This is a genomic window from Neolewinella aquimaris (genome assembly GCF_014197245.1).
In the GTDB taxonomy this organism is placed as follows: Bacteria; Bacteroidota; Bacteroidia; order Chitinophagales; family Saprospiraceae; genus Neolewinella; species Neolewinella aquimaris.
In genome coordinates, this window is record NZ_JACIFF010000006.1 from 195,851 (window position 1) to 216,688 (window position 20,838).

The 20,838-nt window shown below is 59.5% G+C and carries 19 protein-coding genes; 9 read left to right on the forward strand and 10 right to left on the reverse strand.

The window, feature by feature from the left end; translation table 11 throughout:
* Positions 1 to 34: 34 nt before the first annotated feature.
* Complete coding sequence (locus tag GGR28_RS12510) at positions 35 to 1,885, reverse strand: glycoside hydrolase family 13 protein (RefSeq protein WP_183496143.1); 1,851 nt, start codon at positions 1,883 to 1,885, stop codon at positions 35 to 37.
* A 125-nt stretch (positions 1,886 to 2,010) separates the two neighbouring features.
* Between GGR28_RS12510 and GGR28_RS12515 the strand changes: the two genes are divergently transcribed.
* On the forward strand, positions 2,011 to 2,601 hold the full coding sequence (locus GGR28_RS12515) for a 3-keto-disaccharide hydrolase (protein ID WP_183496144.1): 591 nt from the start codon (positions 2,011 to 2,013) through the stop codon (positions 2,599 to 2,601).
* A 4-nt stretch (positions 2,602 to 2,605) separates the two neighbouring features.
* Positions 2,606 to 3,601, forward strand: a complete 996-nt coding sequence (locus GGR28_RS12520) for a Kelch repeat-containing protein (RefSeq protein ID WP_183496145.1) — start codon at positions 2,606 to 2,608, stop codon at positions 3,599 to 3,601.
* Between the two features lie 5 nt (positions 3,602 to 3,606).
* Here GGR28_RS12520 and GGR28_RS12525 read toward each other — a convergent pair whose 3' ends face one another.
* The gene (locus tag GGR28_RS12525) at positions 3,607 to 4,338 is read right to left on the reverse strand and encodes an MIP/aquaporin family protein (protein WP_183496146.1); all 732 of its coding nucleotides are present in this window, start codon (positions 4,336 to 4,338) and stop codon (positions 3,607 to 3,609) included.
* Positions 4,339 to 4,618: 280 nt separating this feature from the next.
* Complete coding sequence (locus GGR28_RS12530) at positions 4,619 to 5,008, reverse strand: hypothetical protein (RefSeq protein WP_183496147.1); 390 nt, start codon at positions 5,006 to 5,008, stop codon at positions 4,619 to 4,621.
* 155 nt (positions 5,009 to 5,163) lie between these two features.
* On the opposite strand from GGR28_RS12530, the gene GGR28_RS12535 reads away from it, so the two are divergent.
* From GGR28_RS12535 to GGR28_RS12545, 3 genes are read left to right on the forward strand one after another with little or no spacing between them, the layout of a single operon-like run.
* Positions 5,164 to 6,063: a glycosyltransferase family 9 protein gene (locus GGR28_RS12535; protein WP_183496148.1), complete on the forward strand. Its 900-nt coding sequence runs from the start codon at positions 5,164 to 5,166 to the stop codon at positions 6,061 to 6,063.
* Entirely contained in the window at positions 6,060 to 9,221 is a 3,162-nt protein-coding gene (locus tag GGR28_RS12540; protein ID WP_183496149.1) for a glycosyltransferase, read from the forward strand. Before GGR28_RS12535 ends, GGR28_RS12540 begins: the two co-directional genes overlap by 4 nt.
* Positions 9,222 to 9,239: 18 nt before the next feature.
* Positions 9,240 to 10,271, forward strand: coding sequence for a radical SAM/SPASM domain-containing protein (locus tag GGR28_RS12545; protein WP_183496150.1), 1,032 nt, complete (start codon positions 9,240 to 9,242; stop codon positions 10,269 to 10,271).
* 185 nt (positions 10,272 to 10,456) lie between these two features.
* Here GGR28_RS12545 and porQ read toward each other — a convergent pair whose 3' ends face one another.
* The gene (porQ, locus tag GGR28_RS12550) at positions 10,457 to 11,506 is read right to left on the reverse strand and encodes a type IX secretion system protein PorQ (RefSeq protein WP_183496151.1); all 1,050 of its coding nucleotides are present in this window, start codon (positions 11,504 to 11,506) and stop codon (positions 10,457 to 10,459) included.
* A 36-nt stretch (positions 11,507 to 11,542) separates the two neighbouring features.
* The gene (locus tag GGR28_RS12555; RefSeq protein ID WP_183496152.1) at positions 11,543 to 12,199 is read right to left on the reverse strand and encodes a toxin-antitoxin system YwqK family antitoxin; all 657 of its coding nucleotides are present in this window, start codon (positions 12,197 to 12,199) and stop codon (positions 11,543 to 11,545) included.
* Between the two features lie 76 nt (positions 12,200 to 12,275).
* Between GGR28_RS12555 and GGR28_RS12560 the strand changes: the two genes are divergently transcribed.
* Both GGR28_RS12560 and GGR28_RS12565 read left to right on the forward strand, forming a co-directional pair.
* Positions 12,276 to 12,959 (forward strand): hypothetical protein, encoded by a 684-nt coding sequence (locus GGR28_RS12560; RefSeq protein ID WP_183496153.1) that lies wholly within the window; start codon positions 12,276 to 12,278, stop codon positions 12,957 to 12,959.
* Positions 12,960 to 12,980: 21 nt separating this feature from the next.
* Complete coding sequence (locus GGR28_RS12565) at positions 12,981 to 13,538, forward strand: FKBP-type peptidyl-prolyl cis-trans isomerase (RefSeq protein WP_183496154.1); 558 nt, start codon at positions 12,981 to 12,983, stop codon at positions 13,536 to 13,538.
* A gap of 19 nt (positions 13,539 to 13,557) precedes the next feature.
* On the opposite strand, the gene GGR28_RS12570 is transcribed toward GGR28_RS12565, so the two are convergent.
* Both GGR28_RS12570 and GGR28_RS12575 read right to left on the reverse strand, forming a co-directional pair.
* Positions 13,558 to 14,172: a DUF4294 domain-containing protein gene (locus GGR28_RS12570; RefSeq protein WP_183496155.1), complete on the reverse strand. Its 615-nt coding sequence runs from the start codon at positions 14,170 to 14,172 to the stop codon at positions 13,558 to 13,560.
* A 43-nt stretch (positions 14,173 to 14,215) separates the two neighbouring features.
* Positions 14,216 to 15,076, reverse strand: a complete 861-nt coding sequence (locus GGR28_RS12575) for a hydroxymethylglutaryl-CoA lyase (protein WP_183496156.1) — start codon at positions 15,074 to 15,076, stop codon at positions 14,216 to 14,218.
* A 13-nt stretch (positions 15,077 to 15,089) separates the two neighbouring features.
* Between GGR28_RS12575 and GGR28_RS12580 the strand changes: the two genes are divergently transcribed.
* Entirely contained in the window at positions 15,090 to 15,389 is a 300-nt protein-coding gene (locus GGR28_RS12580) for a hypothetical protein (RefSeq protein ID WP_246416701.1), read from the forward strand.
* A gap of 4 nt (positions 15,390 to 15,393) precedes the next feature.
* Here GGR28_RS12580 and GGR28_RS12585 read toward each other — a convergent pair whose 3' ends face one another.
* A complete protein-coding gene (locus tag GGR28_RS12585; RefSeq protein ID WP_183496157.1) occupies positions 15,394 to 16,005 on the reverse strand; it encodes an L-threonylcarbamoyladenylate synthase in 612 nt (203 codons plus the stop codon).
* A gap of 143 nt (positions 16,006 to 16,148) precedes the next feature.
* Between GGR28_RS12585 and hscA the strand changes: the two genes are divergently transcribed.
* The gene (gene hscA, locus GGR28_RS12590; protein ID WP_183496158.1) at positions 16,149 to 18,032 is read left to right on the forward strand and encodes a Fe-S protein assembly chaperone HscA; all 1,884 of its coding nucleotides are present in this window, start codon (positions 16,149 to 16,151) and stop codon (positions 18,030 to 18,032) included.
* On the opposite strand, the gene GGR28_RS12595 is transcribed toward hscA, so the two are convergent.
* Both GGR28_RS12595 and GGR28_RS12600 read right to left on the reverse strand, forming a co-directional pair.
* Entirely contained in the window at positions 18,033 to 19,952 is a 1,920-nt protein-coding gene (locus GGR28_RS12595) for a PAS domain-containing hybrid sensor histidine kinase/response regulator (RefSeq protein WP_183496159.1), read from the reverse strand.
* On the reverse strand, positions 19,945 to 20,760 hold the full coding sequence (locus GGR28_RS12600) for an alpha/beta fold hydrolase (RefSeq protein ID WP_183496160.1): 816 nt from the start codon (positions 20,758 to 20,760) through the stop codon (positions 19,945 to 19,947). The genes GGR28_RS12595 and GGR28_RS12600 overlap by 8 nt, the downstream gene beginning before the upstream one ends.
* Between the last annotated feature and the right edge of the window lie 78 nt (positions 20,761 to 20,838).

The following is a 20,838-nucleotide window of genomic DNA, read 5'->3' on the forward strand; positions in this document are numbered from 1 at the left end:
CGAAGTTTTCGGCCGGTCACGACGTCGCTCCGGGTCACTCAAGCACGAATACCGCGGCCGAGCGGGCGGGCACCGATAGGCCCTCCGCGATTGGTTGCGCGTCTCCACCGATGGATACGGCGCGGGTAGCCGGCCCGATAAGCTCCCCGTAGCGTTGTGAATCAAGGGTAACCGCCTCCGCAGATTTATTGAGCACCATGAGTACCCGCTGATCGGCGTCGTAGCGACCGTAGACGTAGGTACCGTTCTCCGGTGCAAAATGGAGGGTTTTTCCGGTTGCGATCACCGGCATGGTTTTTCGCCAATTGAGTAAGGTGCGTAGGTATTCCTGCACCTCCCTTTGGTCGGTGGTGAGTCCCTGACCGGTAAAGGCGCTGACCGGATCACCGGCCCAGCCGCCCGGCATGTCGGTGCGGATAACGCCGTGGTCGCCCGGAAACGCGTCGTTTTGTAGCAGTACCTCGCTCCCGTAGTACAATTGCGGGATGCCCCGGATGGTGAGCAGGTAGGTGAGCGCCATTTTGATGCGATCCACCTTGCCGCCGAGCTGGGTGGTCAGCCGATCCATATCGTGGTTTTCGCCGAAGACCATCAGATTGCGGGGCTCGGAGTACACGAGGTCATTGGCGAGGGCCTCGTAGAGTTTTATCAACCCTTGATCCCAACTTTCTTCTTCCGTGAGCGCCTCGATAAGGGCTTGCTGGAGGGGAAAATCCATTACGCTAGGTAGGCAGGACGTGTACCCGTTCGCATTTTGCTTGCCGCGTTGCCAGTAAGCAACGACGGCAGGGTTGATCGACCATTCCTCTCCGACAATGGCGAAGTTTGGGTACTCCATCATGATGCGGCACGTCCAATCCGCAAGGAAGCCCGGGTCGGGGTACGGATACGTATCCTGCCGAACCCCTCCCAGCCCGAGGGTTTCGATCCACCACAGGCTGTTTTGGATCAGGTATGCTGCCATGAACGGATTGCGCTGGTTAAGGTCGGGCATGGAAGACACGAACCATCCGCCGGTCATCCGCTCGGCGTCGACCCGGGCGGCGTTGGGATCCTGGTGGGTGGTACGGCGGTGGTTAGTGATCTGGGGGTCCCCCTGGTAGTTTATCCAGTTATCGAAGGGCAGGTCGTCCATCCACCAGTGCCCCGAACCGCAGTGGTTCACCACCTGGTCCATGATCAGTTTGATGCCGCGGTCCCGGGCCGCGTCGGCTAGGGCCTTGTAGTCGGTAAGGGTGCCGAAGCGGGGGTCCACGGCGTAGTAATCGGTGATCGCGTAGCCGTGGTAGGAATACTGCGGCATATTGTTTTCCAGGACGGGGCTCGGCCAGATTGCCGTAAACCCCATATCGTCCAAATAGTCAAGCTGGTCGGTGATGCCCCGCAGATCCCCTCCGTGACGGGCAAAGCCTTTTTCGCGGTCGATGGTCGTCTCGCGCAGTTCGGCTACTACGTCGTTTTCCGGGTCCCCGTTCGCGAATCGGTCCGGTGTAATGAGGTAGATCACGTCGCTGGCGTCGAAACCCTTCACGTCGGCGGCGGGACGCACCCGATCCATGATCCGGTACGCGTGAGTCATGACCGACTGTCCGTCCCGGAAGAAGTTCAGGCTAACCTCGCCGGCCGGGGCACCCGGGCGGACGATCAGGTCGGCAAAGAGGTAATTAGGGCTATCGGCGGTATGTGTAGCAAGGAGTTCCACCCCCTCTCCGCTTACCCGCAGCTCGGTACTCCCAAGGTCGGTAGCGTGAATGAGCAATTGAAGGGAGCTGTCCTGCATTCCCGTCCACCAGTTGGGTGGTTCGACGCGGAGGTCCTGCCCCGTAAGCGTCGCGGATATAAACAGGAGGAACAACGTTGCGGTGAAATAAAGGCTACTGGACATCGGGCTGATATTGATTGGGGAAAAGTACGTACAACCCAGTGATATTGACGGGGCTTATCCAACAGTAGTAGTAGGAAGAGGTATCAATTTTGTACGTTACCTTGGCCAACACATCAACACAATCCATGAAGTACTACCTATTCCTCCTCTGTGCCTGCGTACTGGCCGGTTGCAGCCGTCCCACGACCGCTCTGTTTAACGGGGAGAACCTCGACGGCTGGACGGCCTACGGAACCGAAAAATGGTACGTCGAAGACGGTGAGATCATCTGCGAGAGCGGCCCCGACGCCCAGTACGGTTACCTGGCCACCGACGAGTTCTACGACGATTTCGAGCTTACCCTGGAATTTAAGCAGGAAGCGGACGGCAACAGCGGCGTCTTCATTCGCTCTACGATCGACGGAACCAAAATCAGCGGCTGGCAGGTGGAAGTCGCTCCTCCCGGTCACGACACCGGAGGCATCTACGAGTCTTACGGCCGCGGCTGGCTCATCAAGCCCGACCCCGAAAAAGACGGCTACCTCAAAATGGGGGCCTGGAACCAGCTGAAGATCCGCGCCGAGGGCGATAAGGTCACCACCTGGCTCAACGGCCAGAAAATGGTGGAATACGAAGACGAAAAAATCGGCGAGGGAAGGGGATCCATCGCCCTCCAGATCCACGACGGCGGCGGCATCAAGGTGCGGTGGCGCGATATCGTCCTACGTAAAGTATAGTCCGATGACCATCGACCGATCTGCCCGCTATATCTTCCTCTTTCTCATCACGGGACTGCTGTCCTGTACCGTCCACCGGCAACCCACGACCACCGAAAGTTGGGAATTCGTCGACAACGATACGGAACCGGTCGCCCGCCACGAGGCCGCCTTTGTTGCCGTCGGTGACCGGTACTACCTGCTCGGGGGTCGGGGAATCCGGCCGGTGTCCGTATTCGATACCCGTACGCAGCGGTGGACCGAGGGAGCCAAACCCCCGGTGGAAATTCACCACTTTCAGCCGGTGGTTTACGGACGGGAGATCTACCTGCTGGGTGCCATGACGGGTGAGTATCCCGGCGAAACACCTCTGCCCCACGTATACATTTATAATCCCGACCGCGACGAATGGCGGCAGGGTCACGAGATACCGGAAGACCGCCGCCGCGGCGGGGCCGGTGTCGTACTGCACGACGGGCTCATCTACCTGGTGTGTGGTATCCGGGACGGCCACCGCGGCGACCATAAGAATTGGCTCGATGCCTACGACCCCGCTACCGGAGCCTGGACGCAGCTGCCCGACGCTCCCCGCCCCCGCGATCACTTCCAGGCGGCCGTTGTGGACGGAAAACTTTACGCCGCCGCCGGCCGGACAACGGTTGCCGCAACAAATCCTTTTGCCAATACCATCGGAGCGGTTGACGTGTACGACATCAATTCCGGTCGCTGGACTACCCTGGACAGGGAACTTCCCACCCGGCGGGCGGGAACGGCAGCGATCGGGCTGCGCGATAAACTGATTGTAATCGGTGGCGAATCCGACACCCAGGAGCCGGCTCACGCCGAAGTGGAAGCACTGGATGTCAATTCCGGACTGTGGACCGCGATGCCGCCGCTCGTCCGTGGTCGCCACGGTACGGGAGTAATCCTCGACGACGATCACCTGATCATGGCCAGCGGCTGCGGTCAGCGGGGAGGACAGCCCGAACTAGCGGATATGATCCGGGCAAAATTGAAGTAAACCCGTTACAGCGCCACCGGTACCAGGTGCCACAGGCCCGCCGCCGCCAGGGCTCCCAGTACGGGGCCGGCCACGGGGACCCAGGCGTAGCCCCAGTTGCTATCCCCCTTTTCGTGCAGGGGAAGGAGCGCATGGGCGATGCGGGGACCGAGATCCCGGGCGGGGTTGATGGCATATCCCGTCGGACCACCCAGCGAAAGGCCGATCCCCAACACCACCAGTGCAACCGGTAGGGCGTCGAGCGCGCCAAGGCTGCCCGGAGAGTCGCCGAACTTGGGCCCGGTGATGTAAAGCACCGCGAAAACCAGCACGAAGGTGCCGATGGCCTCCGTCATGATGTTGGATAAATTATTCGGTATGGCCGGATCGGTACTGAAGGTGGCCAGTACGGCCCCCTGATCGGCGGTAGCCCGGTAGTGATCGCGGTAGGACAGGACCACGAACAACTGGCCGACGAACGCGCCAATCATCTGAGCGATCACGTAGCCCGGCACCAGCCACCAGTCGAACTTGCCGGCCAGGGCCAACCCGATGGTTACGGCCGGATTGAGGTGGGCCCCCGAGATCGGAGCCGTGATGAACACCGCGGTGAACACCGCGATGGCCCAGGCAAAGGCGATCACGATGAGCCCACTGTCGTGCCCCTTCGTCTTTGCCAGCAGTACGTTGGCGACAACCCCGTTGCCGAGAAGAATGAGGATAGCGGTACCGATGAGTTCGCCAATGTACAGAATCATAGGAGGTGAGTATTCGGGCGGTTTGAGTAAGTTTTTGGCGGTAGTGGGCGACTAATGTAATCACCCAACCCTAAAGTGCCCGTCGGGCCCCCTCCGCTAGCCTTCCCCAATTGCTCTGTTCCCGCGTCCCCGCCCAAATGAGGCTTGCCTTGCTGAAATTTCGGATAACGGCATTAATGGGCGCCTAAAAGCCAAATTATACGCAATAAAGTACATACGTAAGTTGTAACACATTTGTCAGACCGGTATATTGAGGAGTAAGGGGATTGCGGCTCACCGGCTACCCCGCAATAATTAACACAAAAACCGACACACCAATGCCTCCACCACAGACTCCCTTTACGCCGCTTACCATCACTTCACCGCCGACTACGCTAACTACGATAACTACGGTACTGACACCGACCACCCTGAACACGCCGCTTACCATCATCACCCTCGAGACGCCGTTGACGGTGACTACGATCAACACGCCGCTCACGGTCACAACCCTTGAGACGCCCCTGACGATAACGACGGTCAATACACCCCTGACGGTGACGACCATCAATTCGGTGCTTACAAACCTCACCCCAGTGGTTACGAATTTGAGTCCGGTGATTTCGACCATCAGTCCCACTCTCACACCCACGCCCTCACTGGTCACCCCGGTCACAATCTTCTCTCCCATCACTGACGACCCACCTATCCCGGGAGGTCCGCCAACGGGGCCGGGCGGGGGCGGTCAATAGCTTGCCGATACCCCCGCGGCCGCCTCATTTCTTCACCGGCACCCTGCCCCCCGCAGCTGTCCCAACCTTGCTATGCACCCCCTAATCTTTTGGTATGGAGCGCTACCTGTTCATCAGTCACAATGCCCTCGGCGACACCCTCTGCATCACGTGTGCGTTGCGGGCCTTTAAGCTTGCCCACCCCGACAGCTATGTCACTTTCGTAACCCAGAGTGCCGGCTATACCCGGGTGCTCGACGGCAACCCCGACATCGATTTTCTGCTGTACAACGACAAGATGCTCTTCGACGGCCTCAAGGATTTTAGTGAGGAATGGATCCACACCCTCCCGCTGGATTTCAACGCTCCCCAGACGCTGCACGTCATGGACATGAAGCGATTCTGTACCACCCATGAGGTCTTCCAGGAACACATCTCCCGGGGATTCACCCACTTTCTCGGACTGGAGCCCGTACGCGAACGGCCCTATATCTACCTCACTCCAGCCGACCGGAAGATGGCCCGATCGCTGGTGAAGGAACCCTACGTCGTACTCAGTTTTCACTCCAACTCCAATCCGGACCGCGAGGACGGAAAGGGTAGGAAAAAGGACTGGCCGATGGAAAACTGGCTCGAGCTGTGCCAACGGCTACGGGCCACCGGCATCAACGACATCGTTGCCATCGGTTCGGAATACGACGGGCGCTACGGATCTCCCGTGTGGCGCAACCTGTACGGTCTTCCCATTAAGGCGGTGGCGGCGCTGCTCGAATCCGCGGCCTGCGTAGTCACCCTCGAAAGCGGCATCGGCCACCTGGCACACGCGGTGGATGCCGCAATGGTCATGCTCTATTCCGACCTGATGCCCCCCGGCTGGGCCAAGCCGAGCGAAGCCACCAACTGCCGGGTGCTTTACGGCGATCCCCATGAATTTTCTCCGGACCGGGTGATGTCGGCAGTAACCGAAGTGCTGGAGCACAGCGGCGTCCTCACCCTACAAAACGAACCGGCATGAATATCTGCTTCTTTAACGACATCCACATCCTCGGCGGTGGCGAACTCTGGGTACTCAAGGCCACGCAGCGGCTGGAAAACCTGGGCCACACCGTACACATCATGTGCCCCTGGCGCTCCGCCCTCTACGGCGAATGCTTACGCAGGCAGAAGCGGCTGTTCGGATTTTCCCGGGGGGGCATCGTCCCCTTTTACGAGCCTATTTATCACTACCTGCGGAAGAACGAGATCGACGTGCTCTGCTGTACGGTGATCGGGCAATTCAACGAAGCGGAGATCCTGGGTGCCATGGTTGCGCGCATCAACGAGGACCGGCCGGCGAACCGGAAAATGGCCCTGATCTTAAAGACCGGTTTACCCCCCATGGGTGGGCTGACGCCGGAACACTATGGCTTTGGGGCGGGGACGCGGGTGCAACGACTACATGTAGTGAGCGAGCGGGTGCGGCAGGACTTCCTGAGCTGGCAACCGGGGGAGGAGAACTTCATCCAGACCGTTCGGGAGGGCGTAGACCTTGCGAAGTTCAGTACCGCCTCCATCGACCGCACGGAAGCTAAACGGCACTGGGACCTGAAACCGGACGGTCCGGTCGTGACCTGTCTGGCCCGACTTTCTCCACAGAAAGGGCAGGATAACCTGTTGCTGTCGGTATCGGAGATCGTACGCGTACATCCCGACACTACCTTCCTGATCGCCGGCACGGGGGAGGACGAACAGCGCCTGCGTACGCTGGCCCGGCAGCTCGGGGTAGGGGAGCGGGTGCGCTTTCTGGGGCACGTAGAGGATGTTCCTTTCCTGCTGGCGGCCACCGACGTCCTCTGTCATCCCTCGCTGGCGGATGGGCTGCCGAATAGTCTGGTTGAGGCGATGGCCATGGGCATTCCCGTAGTTGCTTCCCGGGTGGGGGGCATCCCCGATCTGGTGGAAGACGAACGTTCCGGCCTGATCGTGCCGCCCCACGACATTCGCGCGATCGCAACGGCGGTGAACCGGCTGCTCGCGGAACCCGGTCTGCGGCACCAACTGGCCCGCCAGGGTAGGGAACGGGTGATCGAACGCTTCGACCTGCAAACAAACACCGATCACCTAGCCGACCTGTTCGCAGCGGAACTGGAGTACGTCCGCACCGTACCCGCGGCCCAGCAGACCGATGGGAATCGGAGGCCCCTCAACGTTCTGTTTCTCATGAACACCCTCCGCACCGGAGGGGAAGAGACGGAGGTGGCCATCCTGAGTAAGTACCTCGACCGCCGCCGCTACCGTCCAACGGTGGTGAGCCTGTTTGCGACCGATGAGGGCTGCCCCGCCATCGGCACCATTCGGGCGGCGGGAGTTGCTATCGACGAAACCTGCCACGGGCTGGCGACCTGGAACGAGAAGGCCGGCTACCTCGTCGGCAAGATCGAACGGGAAGACATCGCCATTGTGGTGGCCTGTCAGGACGCCCGCTTCGCCCACCAGCTGTTCGACCACCTGCCCCGGGAACGGTGTAAGCTCATCGAGCACGGTGGTATCGTCGCCGAAGCTGGCGTAACCCCCAAACACAACACCTTCCGCTACGTAGGCGTATCTCCCGCCATCCGCAATGCCGCCCGTCGGGGAATGGCAAACCCCGGCCATGCCCGCTACCTACCCAGTATGGTGGACCTGGCGGAGTACGAACTTGAGAACCGCGACGAGCTGCGTGCCGCCTACAATTTTGGCAAACAGGAAGTGATAGTAACCTTCGTGGGCCGCCTCGATCCGAAAAAACGCGTCGAACAATTGATTCGCTCCGCCGCCGAATTGCTGCCCCGGCACCCCGAACTGCGCTTCCTCGTAGTGGGAGGACACGACACTTTCCAGCCCGCCTATGCTTCCGAATTAAGGGCGTTGGCAAGCAGTACCCTACCGGAGCCAGACCGCTTCTTATTTACAGGAAATCGGGAGGACGTAGCCCGCATTCTGATCGCGTCCGACATGCTCGTACTGCCCGCAACCGGCGAGGGCATGTCGCACGTGATCAACGAAGCCGGAGCCGCCGCACTGGCCGTGATCGCCACCCGCGACGGGGCCGCCGCCGCCCAGCTCAACGGGGGGCGGGCCGGCATGCTTTATGATGCCGACAACGACACGGCCCTGACCAGGGCTATCCGAACCCTCACCCTAGATGCAAACCTGCGACGGGATTACGGCGATCGGCTGCGCCAAAAGGCGGAAAAAGATTATGCCGCCGCAGTGGTAGTTCCCCAGTGGGAGGCGCTTTTCGATGAGGTTGCCGCCGCCCTTCCCTCCGACCACGATAGCTACATCCAACGGTTCGACGGGCTGCCGGATTTCCCGGTGGAGATCCAGATCCAGACGAGCACCCTATGCAACGCGACCTGTGTCATGTGCCCCTACCCCGAGGTATCCAAGGAGTATCCCGTCGGTCGCATGGAGGAGAAGCTCTACCGGAAGATCATCGAGGAATGCGCCAACGAGCCCGGACTACGCCGCATCGAACCCTTCCTGATGAACGAGGCCTTCATCGACAAGCGAGTGCCGGAGTGGATCAAACTGGCCAAGGACAAGGTGCCCCACGCCGCCGTCACGGTCACGACCAACGGCACCCCGCTCGTCCCATCGGTGACGGACCGCCTCATCGCCTCGGGTATCGATGCCATTTGGTTCAGTTTTAACGGAGCGAAGCCGGAGACTTACGAAAAGATCATGGGCATCCCCTACGAAAAGGTGATGCACAACATCGAGTACCTGCTCGCGCACAAGCCGGATCACCTGCAGGTCTACGTCAACATGATTGAAACCGAGCTGATGGCCGACGAGATCGCCGAAAACATCGAGAACTGGCGCCGACTCGGCGTGCAGGCGGGCTCCTCGCCCCTCGTCAACCGCGGCGGCAACGTGACCAATTTCTCCGAACTCAATTACCAGGCGATCAGCGAGGTACCCGTGCGCAGCTGCGAGTTGGTCTACTACAAGATGTACATCCTCTACAACGGCGACTGCATCCTCTGCTGCATGGACTGGCGCCGCAGCGTAGTGCTCGGAAACGTATACGAGCAGAGCATTCGGGAAATTTGGAACGGCCCCGCCTACCGGGAGATACGCCGCCTCCACACCGAAGGTCGCGACGGAGAGATCCCCATTTGCGGCAATTGCTCCTATACGCTCAACTGACCCTCAATCCACTAACCCATGGAAGCCCTCGACTTTCCCAATAATTTCCAGATCCAGACGACCGCCTACTGCAACGCGAAGTGCAGCTTCTGCCCCTATCCGGTCACCTCGAAGGAATTGGCGATGGGCAATATGGAAGAAGCAGTATTCCGCCGCATCGTCGACGAGATCAGCCAGTATTCCGTAGCGATGGTCCAACCCTTCCTGATGGCCGATCCCCTGATGGATAAGCGGATCCTGCCCCGACTGGCCTACCTACGTCAGCGACTCCCCGGGGTGCGCCTCAACATCACTACCAACGGCTATCTCCTCACCCAAAAGATCATCGACGGCCTCGTGTCCCTCAACCTCGAGACCATCCACATCAGCTCCAACGGCATCCACCCGGATACCTACCGCAAGACCATGGGCATCGACGGCCTTACCGTCCTCCGCAACGTCAACCAGCTCCACACCGCCCTACGCGAGGCCGGCGCGCGTACCGAAGTGATCGTCACCTCCATCCTCCTGCGCGAAACCCGGGAAGAGATCTTTGCCGCCCGCGATTACTGGAAGAGCCGGGGCATCACCTTCTACATGAACCCCCTCAACGACCGCGCCGGCAACCTCCCCGAGACCCACTTCGAGGACATGCTCCCCTTCGACCAGGAGTTCAACCGCAAGCAGCTCATCCAGTACGACATGAGCGGCTGCCCGGCCCTCTATTTCTACATGGGCATCCTCTTCAACGGCGACGTAGTAACCTGCTGCCACGACTGGCGCCGCAGCCTCGTCCTCGGCAACGTCAAGGAAAAAAGCCTCCACGACATCTGGCACGACGCCCCCTACCGCCGCCTCCGCCAGCTCAGCGACGAAGGCCGCCTCTGCGAACGCGAACTCTGCGACAAGTGCGGCAACAACCGCTTCAGCATCGACCGCGGCTCCCTCCAGGACTACCTCCACCGCCACGCCAATCACCAGGAACGCACCCCCGAAGTCAATCTCGCCGAAATGTTCCACCACCTCACCCACACCGACCAGGACTCCCTAAAACTAGGCCTCATCCACTGAGGGGTTGAAGGGTTGAGGGAATGAAGGATTGAGGGGCTGAAGGAATGAGGGATTGAAGGGGCTGAGGGAATAAAGGATTAAAGGAATGAGGGGCTAAAAAGAATACCAACGTACTAACTAACTAAACTACTACCGTACTAAAAAACTACCGTACTACCGTACTAAACTACTACCGTACTAAACCCCTACCGTACTACCACCCCCACCCCCACCTGATTCACCCCACCCGCCAAATGATACGTCCCCCGTCCGTAAGCGATTCGAAAGCGCCGCGTCTGCCACTCAAAACCGAAGCTGTAGCCGGCACCCGAGCGGAAGTCCGATACCCGCAGCTCCCGCCGCAGCCCGTGATTGTAGCCCACCCGCGCCCGTAGGTTGCGATTTTTACCGATGAGCAGTTCGCCGTTGAGCACGAAGTGTCGGGCAAGGTTGTCGAAAAACACTGCTCCTGCGCCCCGCCCGCCCGTTTCTTCCTCTCCGATTAAGCGAAGCGTGAAGTTGTCCTCCGCGTTGGGGTCGTCGTAGAGCACGTTCCAGCGGTCGAGGTAGCGGTAGATGACCGAGAAGCGGAAGGGAAGGTACTTGAGCTCCCGGGTGATGCCGAGTTGTAATTCGAAGGGCATGGGTTCGCGGGTACCACCGGAATCGTAGTGGGTTAATTGACGACCGAAGTTGCGCGCCAGCAGGGATATTTGAAAGCGGCCGGTGGTATCCTGGTAGTGCACTCCGGCGTCCAGTCCGAGTCCGAAGCTGTTGTACCCGGCCAGCTGGGAGGCGATGGCCTTTACGTTGACGCCCACGCTGAGCCGCTCCTCGATCTGCCGGGCCGCCCCCACCGTCAGGGCAAAATCGGAAGCGCCGAAGGTGCCAAGGTCCTGTCCGGTCGGGTCGCGCCGCACCAGATCGTTACCGTAGCCTACGTACTGCAGTCCGGCGTGGAAGGTGGTGCCGAGGTCATCGCGGTGGCGGGCGTAGGCCAGGTAGCTGCTGTTGATGCCGGCGGGCAGGAAGGCGTGACTGAGCACGATGCGGTCGTGCATGGCCCGGTTGAGCAGACTGGGATTGCGGGCCGCCAGGGTAAGGTCGTCGTCCATCAGTGCCATATGGTGGCCGCCCAGCGCCGATACCGTGGCCGAGTTCGGCAGGTTCAGGAACTCGTAGGCCGAAATGCCGCCGACCTGCGCCAGGGCGGGTAGGGAAAGCACCAGCAGGACCACAAACGCTACACATCGCATACGCCGCAAGTTACGTAAGCCAGACGCTCCCGCGGCCTAGTTCGTGGCATTGACGGCCGGCGGACGTGTCATATTCGGTGCCGTGGCGGGCGGGGTGCCCCCGTCTTCCCTTCGCCACTGGGTGGAGCAGGCGCCCTGCTGGCATTCCCGGACTGCCTCCAGGACCCCCGTGGTGTCGAAAACGAAGAGGGTACCTTCTTCCTTGCCGTTGAGGTAGGCTCCCGCGGCACTGGGATTTCCGTTCTCGTGCCACTCCCGGAAGGGGCCGTTTTCGCGGTTGTCGGCAAAGGTCACTACTTCCCGCACGCCGCCGTCGGGGTAGTAGCGGGTCCACACCTTGGCCATGGCCCCATCAACGTAGCTGCCCCGCATGCGTAGGTTGCCCGTCGAGTCGTAGGTGACGTATTCCCCCTCGAATTGCCCCATTTTGTAGTTCTCGACGAGTTCGGGTTTGCCGTCGGGGTAGTAGGCGGTGCGGGTGCCGTCGAGCTTGCTGTCGACGTAATTTTCTTCGGCGATGAGGTTGCCGGCGGGGTCGTAGCGGCGGCCGAAGCCCTGTCTCAGTCCCGTTTCGGGGTCGACCTGGTATTCGCTGCGGAAGCCGAGGGCGTCCGTTTCTTCCTCAATTTCGTGGGCGGGTCCGCAGGTGCAGAGCGTTCCGATCAAGAGCAATGTCAGCAGGGTGCGTGCCATGACGGTGGTTGTTTGTTAACTTCGTAACCGACCTAGTACTACCGGTAGGTCAGTACCTAATTCATATTTTCCCCTCATGTTCAGCCAAACGCTTGCCGGTCTTCTTATCGTGTTCCTGCCGGGCATCGCGCTGATGGCGCAGGAAACGGAGGTCGATTACCTGCACGAAAACAGCCTGGTGGTGGAATTCGGCCGCTACCGGGGAGTGCAGGGGACAGCCTACCGCTACGCCACCTTCCGCCCGGGGGTGCTCTACGATGCCGCCCTGAACGAATACCCCGTCGATTCCCTGAACTTCAATGGATTCACCAGCCGCTTCGAGTGCGTGATCGACGGGGAGTTGCGGGAACTGGCCGGGCACCATTTTCTGCGGGCACGGGTCAGGGACGACGATGGGGTAGAGCATACCTACGGCTGGGCCATCAACCCGAGTTTGCCCGATAAGTACGCCGAACTGCTCTTTCACGGGGACTTCCTCACGGCGAGTATGTTTTACGAGGTGACCAATGACTACAAGGGGGAATCGAGCATGGGCAAGCCCGGACGCCTGGCGCGTTTTGTGAGCCGATCACATTATTATGCAATGGTCGACGGTGAGCTTGTTTCCCTGAGCATGAGTCCACGCCGACTGGCCGGCGACCTGGGGTTGCGGGAAGAACTCACCGCTTACATCAAGGAGCATAAATTAAAAACCGCAAACCGGGACGACCTGCTGCGCATTCTGGCCCGGGCGGAAGCACTCCTGGCCGGTGAACGGTAACTAAAGAAACCATTCGGCCTAATGATCAAAACCATCTTCCACTGCTGCTTGCTCCTTTTCCTTTGCTCCTGCGGGCCCGCCCAGGAAAGCACCGAAACCGAACGCGACGCGAGCCAGCGCAGCGCCATCGAGGAACGACTAATCGCTGAATTGAGTCCCTCCGACGACATGGCCGGACGCCAGCGAAATGCGATCATCAACCGGGCCATCGACCGCAACTACGACGTGTACGCGGCGCCGGAAGGGTACTTCTACGAGATACTGGATACGGGGGAATACAACCGGCTCATGGAGGGCGATATCGTGAGCGTGCACTATGTGGGCACCTTTCTCGACGGCCAGGAATTTGACAACAGCAAGCGGCGGGGGGATAAGCTAAGGTTCCGGATCGGCGATCTGATCCCCGCCTGGAACATTGCCCTACAGCGGGTGAGGCCGGGGGCGCGGCTACGGATTCTTACGCCGAGCGAGCTGGCCTACGGAACGGAAGGACTGGTCGCCCCGAACGGAGATACCCTGGTACCGGCTGACGCGCCGCTGGAATTTTTAATCGAGGAGATTACGATTCTGGAGGAATAGGGCAAATGCCGGATGGGCGTTACTGGTTGACCGTAGTTTCCGGTAGCTCGTAGCTGACGTCGAAATCGTCGAGCACGGCATCCAGGATGTGGTCTTCGCCGATCTCGTACTTATCCTTCAGCTTGTGGCCGTAGAATCCGGCGAGGGTAGCCCAGTAGCGGGCGGTGAGGCCGCCGCGCAGGTCCTTGATGAGGTCGTAGATGGGCTCGCCCGTCTCCCGCTCGATCATGGCGATGAGCACCTTGCCCTGGGTTTTGGACATTTTCTTCAGGGGCTCCTCGAATTTTTCCTCGAGTTCGTTCTGCAACCGCTTGATGTACTTGCGGCGGTCGCGCTTGCTCATGTTCTGGGTCATGTACTCCGTTTCCCGGAAAATGCGGATGGCGTCGACCGCGTAGGGGTATGCGCGTTGGGCGTAAATGCGGTAGCGGCGGTACAGCTTGTACTCCTCCTCGCTGTTGAATACTTCCGGGGAGCTGACGGAAACGTCGCTGAGCTGAGCGATGATGAGGGTATCGCCGCAGTCGTCGAGGGCGTAGGGGTAGTACTTGCCGTCGACCTTGGTGTAGCCGGTCTGGCCCGCGGCGGAGAGGCCGAGCAGAAGGAAGAGCGAACCGAGCAAGAGACTACGCATAGTGCGATGAGTGTTCCGTAATGTAATTAATTTCGTGCGCGAATCAGGCGGGGAGCGGACCGAAAACGTGACCGGACGCTTCCATCGCGGCGGCAAATCGGTGTGAATCAACTCCCGTGAGTTCGCTCCCGAAGTATTCAACGAGGCGTTCGGTGGGCATATTGCCGGTGAGTTCGTCGCGGGCCATGGGGCAGCCCCCGAATCCGCGAATGGCCCCGTCGAAGCGGCGGCAGCCGGCCTCGGCGGCGGCCACCACTTTTTCTTCCCAGGTGGTGGGGGTGGTGTGGAGGTGGGCTCCGATCTCGAGGTGGGGGTAGCGGGGGATGAGGTTGGAGAAAAGGTAAGTGATGCTCGCCGCGGAGCTTACCCCGATCGTATCGCTGAGCTGGAAAATACGTATGTCGAGTTCGGCCAGCCGGGCCAGCCACTGCTCTACAACCTCTGCGTTCCAGGGGTCGCCGTAGGGGTTGCCGAATCCCATGCTTAGGTACAGCACCATTTGCTTGCCGGCCTTCTGAGTGAGTTCCTGGATTTGCTTGACCCGCTCGAGGCTATCGGCCAGGGTGGCATTGGTGTTGCGCAGTTGGAAGGTTTCGCTGACGCTGAAGGGGTAGCCCAGGTAGTCGATCTGGGGAAACTGCAGGGCCGCCTCGGCTCCCCGGCGGTTGGCTACGATGGCCAGGAGCTTGGTGTCGGTGTGGTCGAGGTCAAGCGCGGCGACCACCCGGGCGGTATCCCGCATCTGCGGAATGGCCTTAGGGGAAACGAAGCTGCCGAAGTCGAGGGTGTCGAAGCCGCAGCCCAGCAACTGCTGGATGTAGGCGGTCTTGACCTCCGTGGGAATGAAGTCGTGCCGACCCTGCATGGCATCGCGCGGACATTCTATGAGCTTAACTTCTGACACTTCCGTGTTATTTATGGAGCAATATCACCCTTGTTGCGACAACACCCCCAGTCCGGTGGTAGTTTTGCAGGTGACCAATCCTGCCTTCACGATGCTCAAGCACGCCACCACCCTTACCGTTATCGGATTTCTGCTGTTCTTCCTCGGCCTGGTGTCGATACTGCTGAATATGGTGGGCGTGGACATCTTTTTCATGTCCTGGATCTACGAACTGGGCGTGGCTTTTTCCTTCGGTCTGCGGCTGTTGATGATCATCGTGGGGCTGATTCTGATCTACCTTGGGCAGACGGACTGGGAGCGGGAGGAGATTTAGCGCCTTACTTCAGTACGCCGACGCCTTCCCGCTGAAGCAGGGCTTCTTCGCCGGTGCAGTCGATGATGGTGCTGGCCTCGTTGCCGCCGATTCCTCCGTCGATGACGGCGTCGACCCGCTTGCCGAATGCGTCGTTAATTTCGTGGGGGTCGGTGTAGTATTCCTTGACGGCGTCGCTGTGCTTTACGCTGGCGGTGAGGATGGGCCGACCGAGGCCACGGACGAGAGCGTCCACGATGTTGTTGTCGATGATGCGGACGCCGATGGTTTCCTTGCGGTTCTTGAGGACCTTAGGGGTGCGGTTGTTGGACTTCAGGATGAAGGTGAAGGGACCGGGCAGATTGTGCTTCATGACCCGGAAGATGTCGTTGTTGATGGTGGCCGAATATTCGGTGACCTGGCTGATGTCCTGGCAAATAAAACTGAACATGGCCTTTTGGGGGTCGATGCCCCGGATCTGAGCTACGCGCTCTACGGCGTTTTTGTTGGTGATGTCGCAGCCGATGCCGTAGACCGTATCGGTGGGGTAGATGATGACGCCGCCCTCCTCGAGGATGTCAACCATTTGCTTGATGAGGCGGGGCTGTGGATTATCGGGGTTGATGGATACTAGCATGGGCAGGTTTTTGCGGCAATATACTCGTGCGAAGTGTGAATCTAGTAAAATCTACACTTGGGAGTATGCACGGGCGACCTTCTCTCCGCCCCACGGGCTCCCGGATGGTAAAACCAGTCCGTGACCTGAGACGTATTAGCTCCATGGCAAAATATAGTATTGACTTACAGGCGGGCAAAGTGAAGGAGGACGAGGCGGTGAGCTCCGTCGGGGAAACCATTGTCGGAATCGACCTTGGCACCACCAACAGTTTGGTCGCTCACGTAAAGGACGGCCACGCGGTGGCCGTGGCCGGGAAGGACGGAAAGAGCGTACTGGTGCCGAGTATCGTCCACTTCCGGGAAGACGGCAGCGTGGTCGTAGGGGAAGCGGCCAAGCCCTTTCTCACAACGGAACCCGAACGCACCATTTACTCCGTTAAGCGTCTGCTGGGAAAAAGCTTTGGTGACCTGAGTGAAGTGAAGGATCGCTTCGGGTACCGCATCATCGACGAAGATGAGGACCGCCTCGTGAAGGTGGCCGTCACGAGCAGCGACGGGCGCACCCGGTACTACAGTCCCATCGAACTCTCCGCCCGTATCCTGCAGTCGCTCAAAGAGCGCATCGAGGCCGAACTTGGTAGCGCCGTTAACCGGGCCGTGATCACGGTACCCGCTTACTTCAACGACGCCCAGCGGCAGGCCACCCGCGATGCCGGAAAACTGGCGGGTCTGGACGTACTGCGCATTGTCAACGAGCCTACGGCAAGCAGCCTGGCTTACGGCATCGGACTCACCGATGAAGATGAGGGGCGTACGATCGCGGTATACGACCTTGGGGGGGGCACCTTCGACGTGTCGATCCTGCGGATCGAGCAGGGAATATTCGAAGTGTTGTCCACCAACGGTGACACCTTTCTGGGAGGGGATGATTTCGACCAGGCGATCGTCGACCTGTGGCGGGAGAAGCACGGCTTGGAACTTTCCTCCACCCGGGAGCGGGGGGAGATCCGCCTGCTGGCCGAACGGGCTAAGAAAGTATTGTCGAGCGAGGAAACGTTCTCGGCGGAGTTTAGGGGAACACCGCTTTCCCTCACCCGCGCCGAGGCCAACGACCGGTTTGCACCGCTCGTTGAGCGTACGCTCAGCTCCTGCGTCCGTGCCCTTGCCGACGCGAAGTTGGAAAAGAGTGATATCGACCACGTCATTATGGTAGGGGGCAGCACGCGGGTGCCGCTGGTGAAGGAGCAGGTCGGCACGTTCTTCGGCAAGGCAGTGAACGATCGCCTTGATCCCGACCAGGTAGTAGCGCTCGGTGCGGCCATTCAGGCGGATGTACTGGCGGGCAACCAGCAGGACGTACTGCTGCTGGACATCACGCCGCTGAGCCTCGGTATCGAAACGGTGGGTGGCCTCATGGATCCCATTATTCCACGCAACTCAAAGGTGCCCACGAAGGTCGGGCGGAAGTACACGACGAGTGTGGACGGACAGGTAAAACTCAAGGTCGCCGTGTACCAGGGCGAGCGCGACATGGTCGCCGATAACCGGAAGTTGGGGGAGTTTATCCTTACCGACATACCGCCCATGCCGGCCGGAATTCCCCAGATCGAGATCCACTTTTACCTCGATGCAGACGGAATTTTGCGCGTGAAGGCTACGGAGCACCGCAGCGGTACCGAGCAGAGCGTAACCATCAAATCGCAGTACGGGATTAGTGAGGAGGAAATGGCCCTGATGCTCATTGACAGCCTTACCCACGCCGAGGAGGACATGCGGGCAAGAAGCCTGGCCGAGGCCCGGACCGAAGCGAACAATGTATTGCTAAGCTCGCGAAAGTTTATTCAGCAGAACGAAGATTGGTTGACGGGCGAACAGGTCAGCGAGATCAACCGGTACATCGATGCACTGGCGCGCAGTACCGAGGGCGACAACAAGGACGCGATCAATGAGCGGCTGGCGGAACTCAATACGTTTACGACACCACTGGCCCACGAGGCGCTGGACCGCAACGTTGCCGCGGCGATGCGGGGGCGTGACGTGGACTAATTACCACTTCTCGTTTTTGAGTTGGTGGGCCAGCTCACGCAGGTCGGCCACCACCTGCCGCTGGCGCTGGGGCTCTACGGGCTCCTGGTTCTTCAGGTCTTCGGTAATGTAACCCAGGCGCTTCATCAGTTCGCCCGCACCGAGCAGTTGCATGCTGGTTTTCAGTTTATGCTTCAGATCGCCGACGGTGCGGGCATTGGTGGCCGCTATGGCGGCATCCAGCTCGGTGGCGGCGGTGAGCAATTCCCGTTCGAGGATCACGGCGAATGCGGCGAGTTCCTCCGGGTCTTCGTCGAAAGTTTGGCGTAATTGGCTAAAGCGGGTGCGCGACATATCTTCTGGCTTTGGGAGAAGAGCGGGTAAATACTCTAATAAAATAGCGTGGAGCTTTCCGGGGGCGAAGGGTTTAAGTAAAAAGTCGTCAATTTGCGCCTCACGCATTCGACTGCTCATGGTGAGGCTGGAGGATGCGGAGAAGGCAATGATGGGAATGGAGCCCCGGGGGGCCTTGAGTTGACGGATGTGGGCCGCCGCATCGTATCCGTTCATTACGGGCATGCGTAAGTCCATCAGGATTAGATCGTACTCTTTTTCCTGCACCTGCTCGATGGCATCTTTGCCGTCGGTGGCAATATCGAAGGCAACGTTCCACTGGCGGAAATAACGGGAAACCAGGTAGGCATTGGTGTCATTATCTTCCACCAGCAGCACCCTGCCGCGATTGATGCGGGGCAATTTGTGAGGCGGGGGGCTGGGTTGCGGGGGAGTTTCTCCCCGGGGGAGGGTCAATTCAAAAGAGAACCGGGAGCCAACGCCCACTTCGGTTTCGACCTCCATCTGACTATCGAGCTGTTCCAGAATGCTGCTGCAAATGGCCAGGCCGAGCCCCGAACCGCCGTAGCGGGAGTGAATGTCCTTGGATGCCTGGGAAAAGGGAACGAAGAGCTTTTTGAGCTTCTCGGCGGGGATTCCGATGCCGGTATCGGCGATTGAAAACTCAATCACGACCTCCTGGGGAGTCAACTCCCGGACCGAAAGTTGCGTACGCACCGACCCGCCATCGGTGAATTTCACCGCATTACCGACCAGGTTGGTGAGCAGTTGGCTGATCAGGGTGGCATCGCCCACCAGCGTTTCCGGTAGGCGGTTATCGATCTCGACGTGGAGTTCGAGGCCATGATTGCGGCTGTCGAAACGAAAACTATTAACGACGGAGTGCGTTAATTCGCGCAGATCGAAGGGATTACTGGCTACCTTCAATTGGCCCAGACCGGCCTTGCTGACGACCAGTACGTTCTTGAACAATTGCAGCAGGTGGACCGCGGACTTCGAGAGAATCGATTGCAGGCGCGACTGGTGGGGGGTGAGGTTGGTCGTTTCCAGCAGGTCGGACATGCCGATGATCGCATTCAGGGGGGTAAGCACCTCGTGGCTGATGGTGGATAAAAAGTACGACTTGGCCCGGTCGGACGATTCCGCCCGCTTTTTGGCCTCCAGTAGTTCTGATTCGTACTGTTTGCGAACGGCAAAGTTGAGAATGATGAGGCTGTTGAAGAGGAAGCGACCCTCCGGATCGTGGTGTTGGGTCGCTGAGATGAGGACTGGGAAGCGGCTGCCGTCCTTCCGTTGGAGGGTCAGGTTGATCTCCTCTACCGTTCCCTGAAGGTTTAGAACGGGAAAAAAATGGGTTTCAAAAAAGATCCGGGATCCGCGACTTACCAAATCGATCAGCGAGCACGAGCCTACCAGTTCTGCCGAAGTGTATCCCAGCCATTCGCAGAACGTTTGATTGACCCGCAAAAACCGGCCCGTGGTCGAGGTAAACAGGTAGCCACACGGAGCGGACTCAAACAACTGGCCGGCGCGCTCATCAATTTGTTGTGAGACGTGAAGACTGGATAGCGGATTTTTCTCAGTCATATGGTTCGGCGTCCAGAAAGCGCTTGATGGAGGCAATGGTTTCCTCCGGCGCACTCAGGTGCGGGCAGTGTCCCTTTGCGGATAGAAAATCGATCGTACAATCGGGCAGTTGCCGGGAGATGTACTCCCCAACGGCGCGGTCCGCGATGACGTCTTCACTACACTGTAGTACCAGCGTAGGGGTGTGGTGCTGCGTAAGGTCGGCGCGATTGTCGGAGAGAAAGGTGACCCGGGCAAAATGAATGGCCACTTCGGGGTCCATCCGGCAGAATGACCGGTTCAGTTCTTCCGTCAGTTCGGGCCGGTCGGCATTTCCCATGATGTGGGGCGTCATGGCGGCGGACCACCCTACAAAATTACTTTCCAGATCGGACAGCAGATCGTCGATGTCTTCCTTACTAAAGCCTCCGTGGTACTCACCGTCGTCGATGTAGCGGGGCGAGGGGCCGATCATAACCGTTTTTGCAAAACGGTGCGGCAGTTGCTTTGCGGCGAGCAGTCCGATCATGGCGCTTACCGAATGTCCGACGAAGATCACATCGTCCAGCTCGAGTTCGTTGATGATGAGTAGTACATCCTTTGCGTACCCTTCCAGTTCCGCGTACCGTTGGGGGTCGAATGGGCGCGTGGCGCCTCCGGCACCGACGTAGTCGAAGCAGATCACCCGGTAACGGTCCTCGAAAGCGGGAGCGACCAATCGCCACATATCCTGATCGCAGCCAAATCCGTGGGCGAAAAGTATGGGTTGCCCCGTAGGTGCACCGGTGATGCGCACATTATGTGCCCGTTGTGCTGAAGTGATCCCCATTGCAAATGCATGTTTGAATTGCAAATTTAGTCAATTGCGCACTAGCCATCCGGTACTCGGGGCTGCGGGTACTCTCGC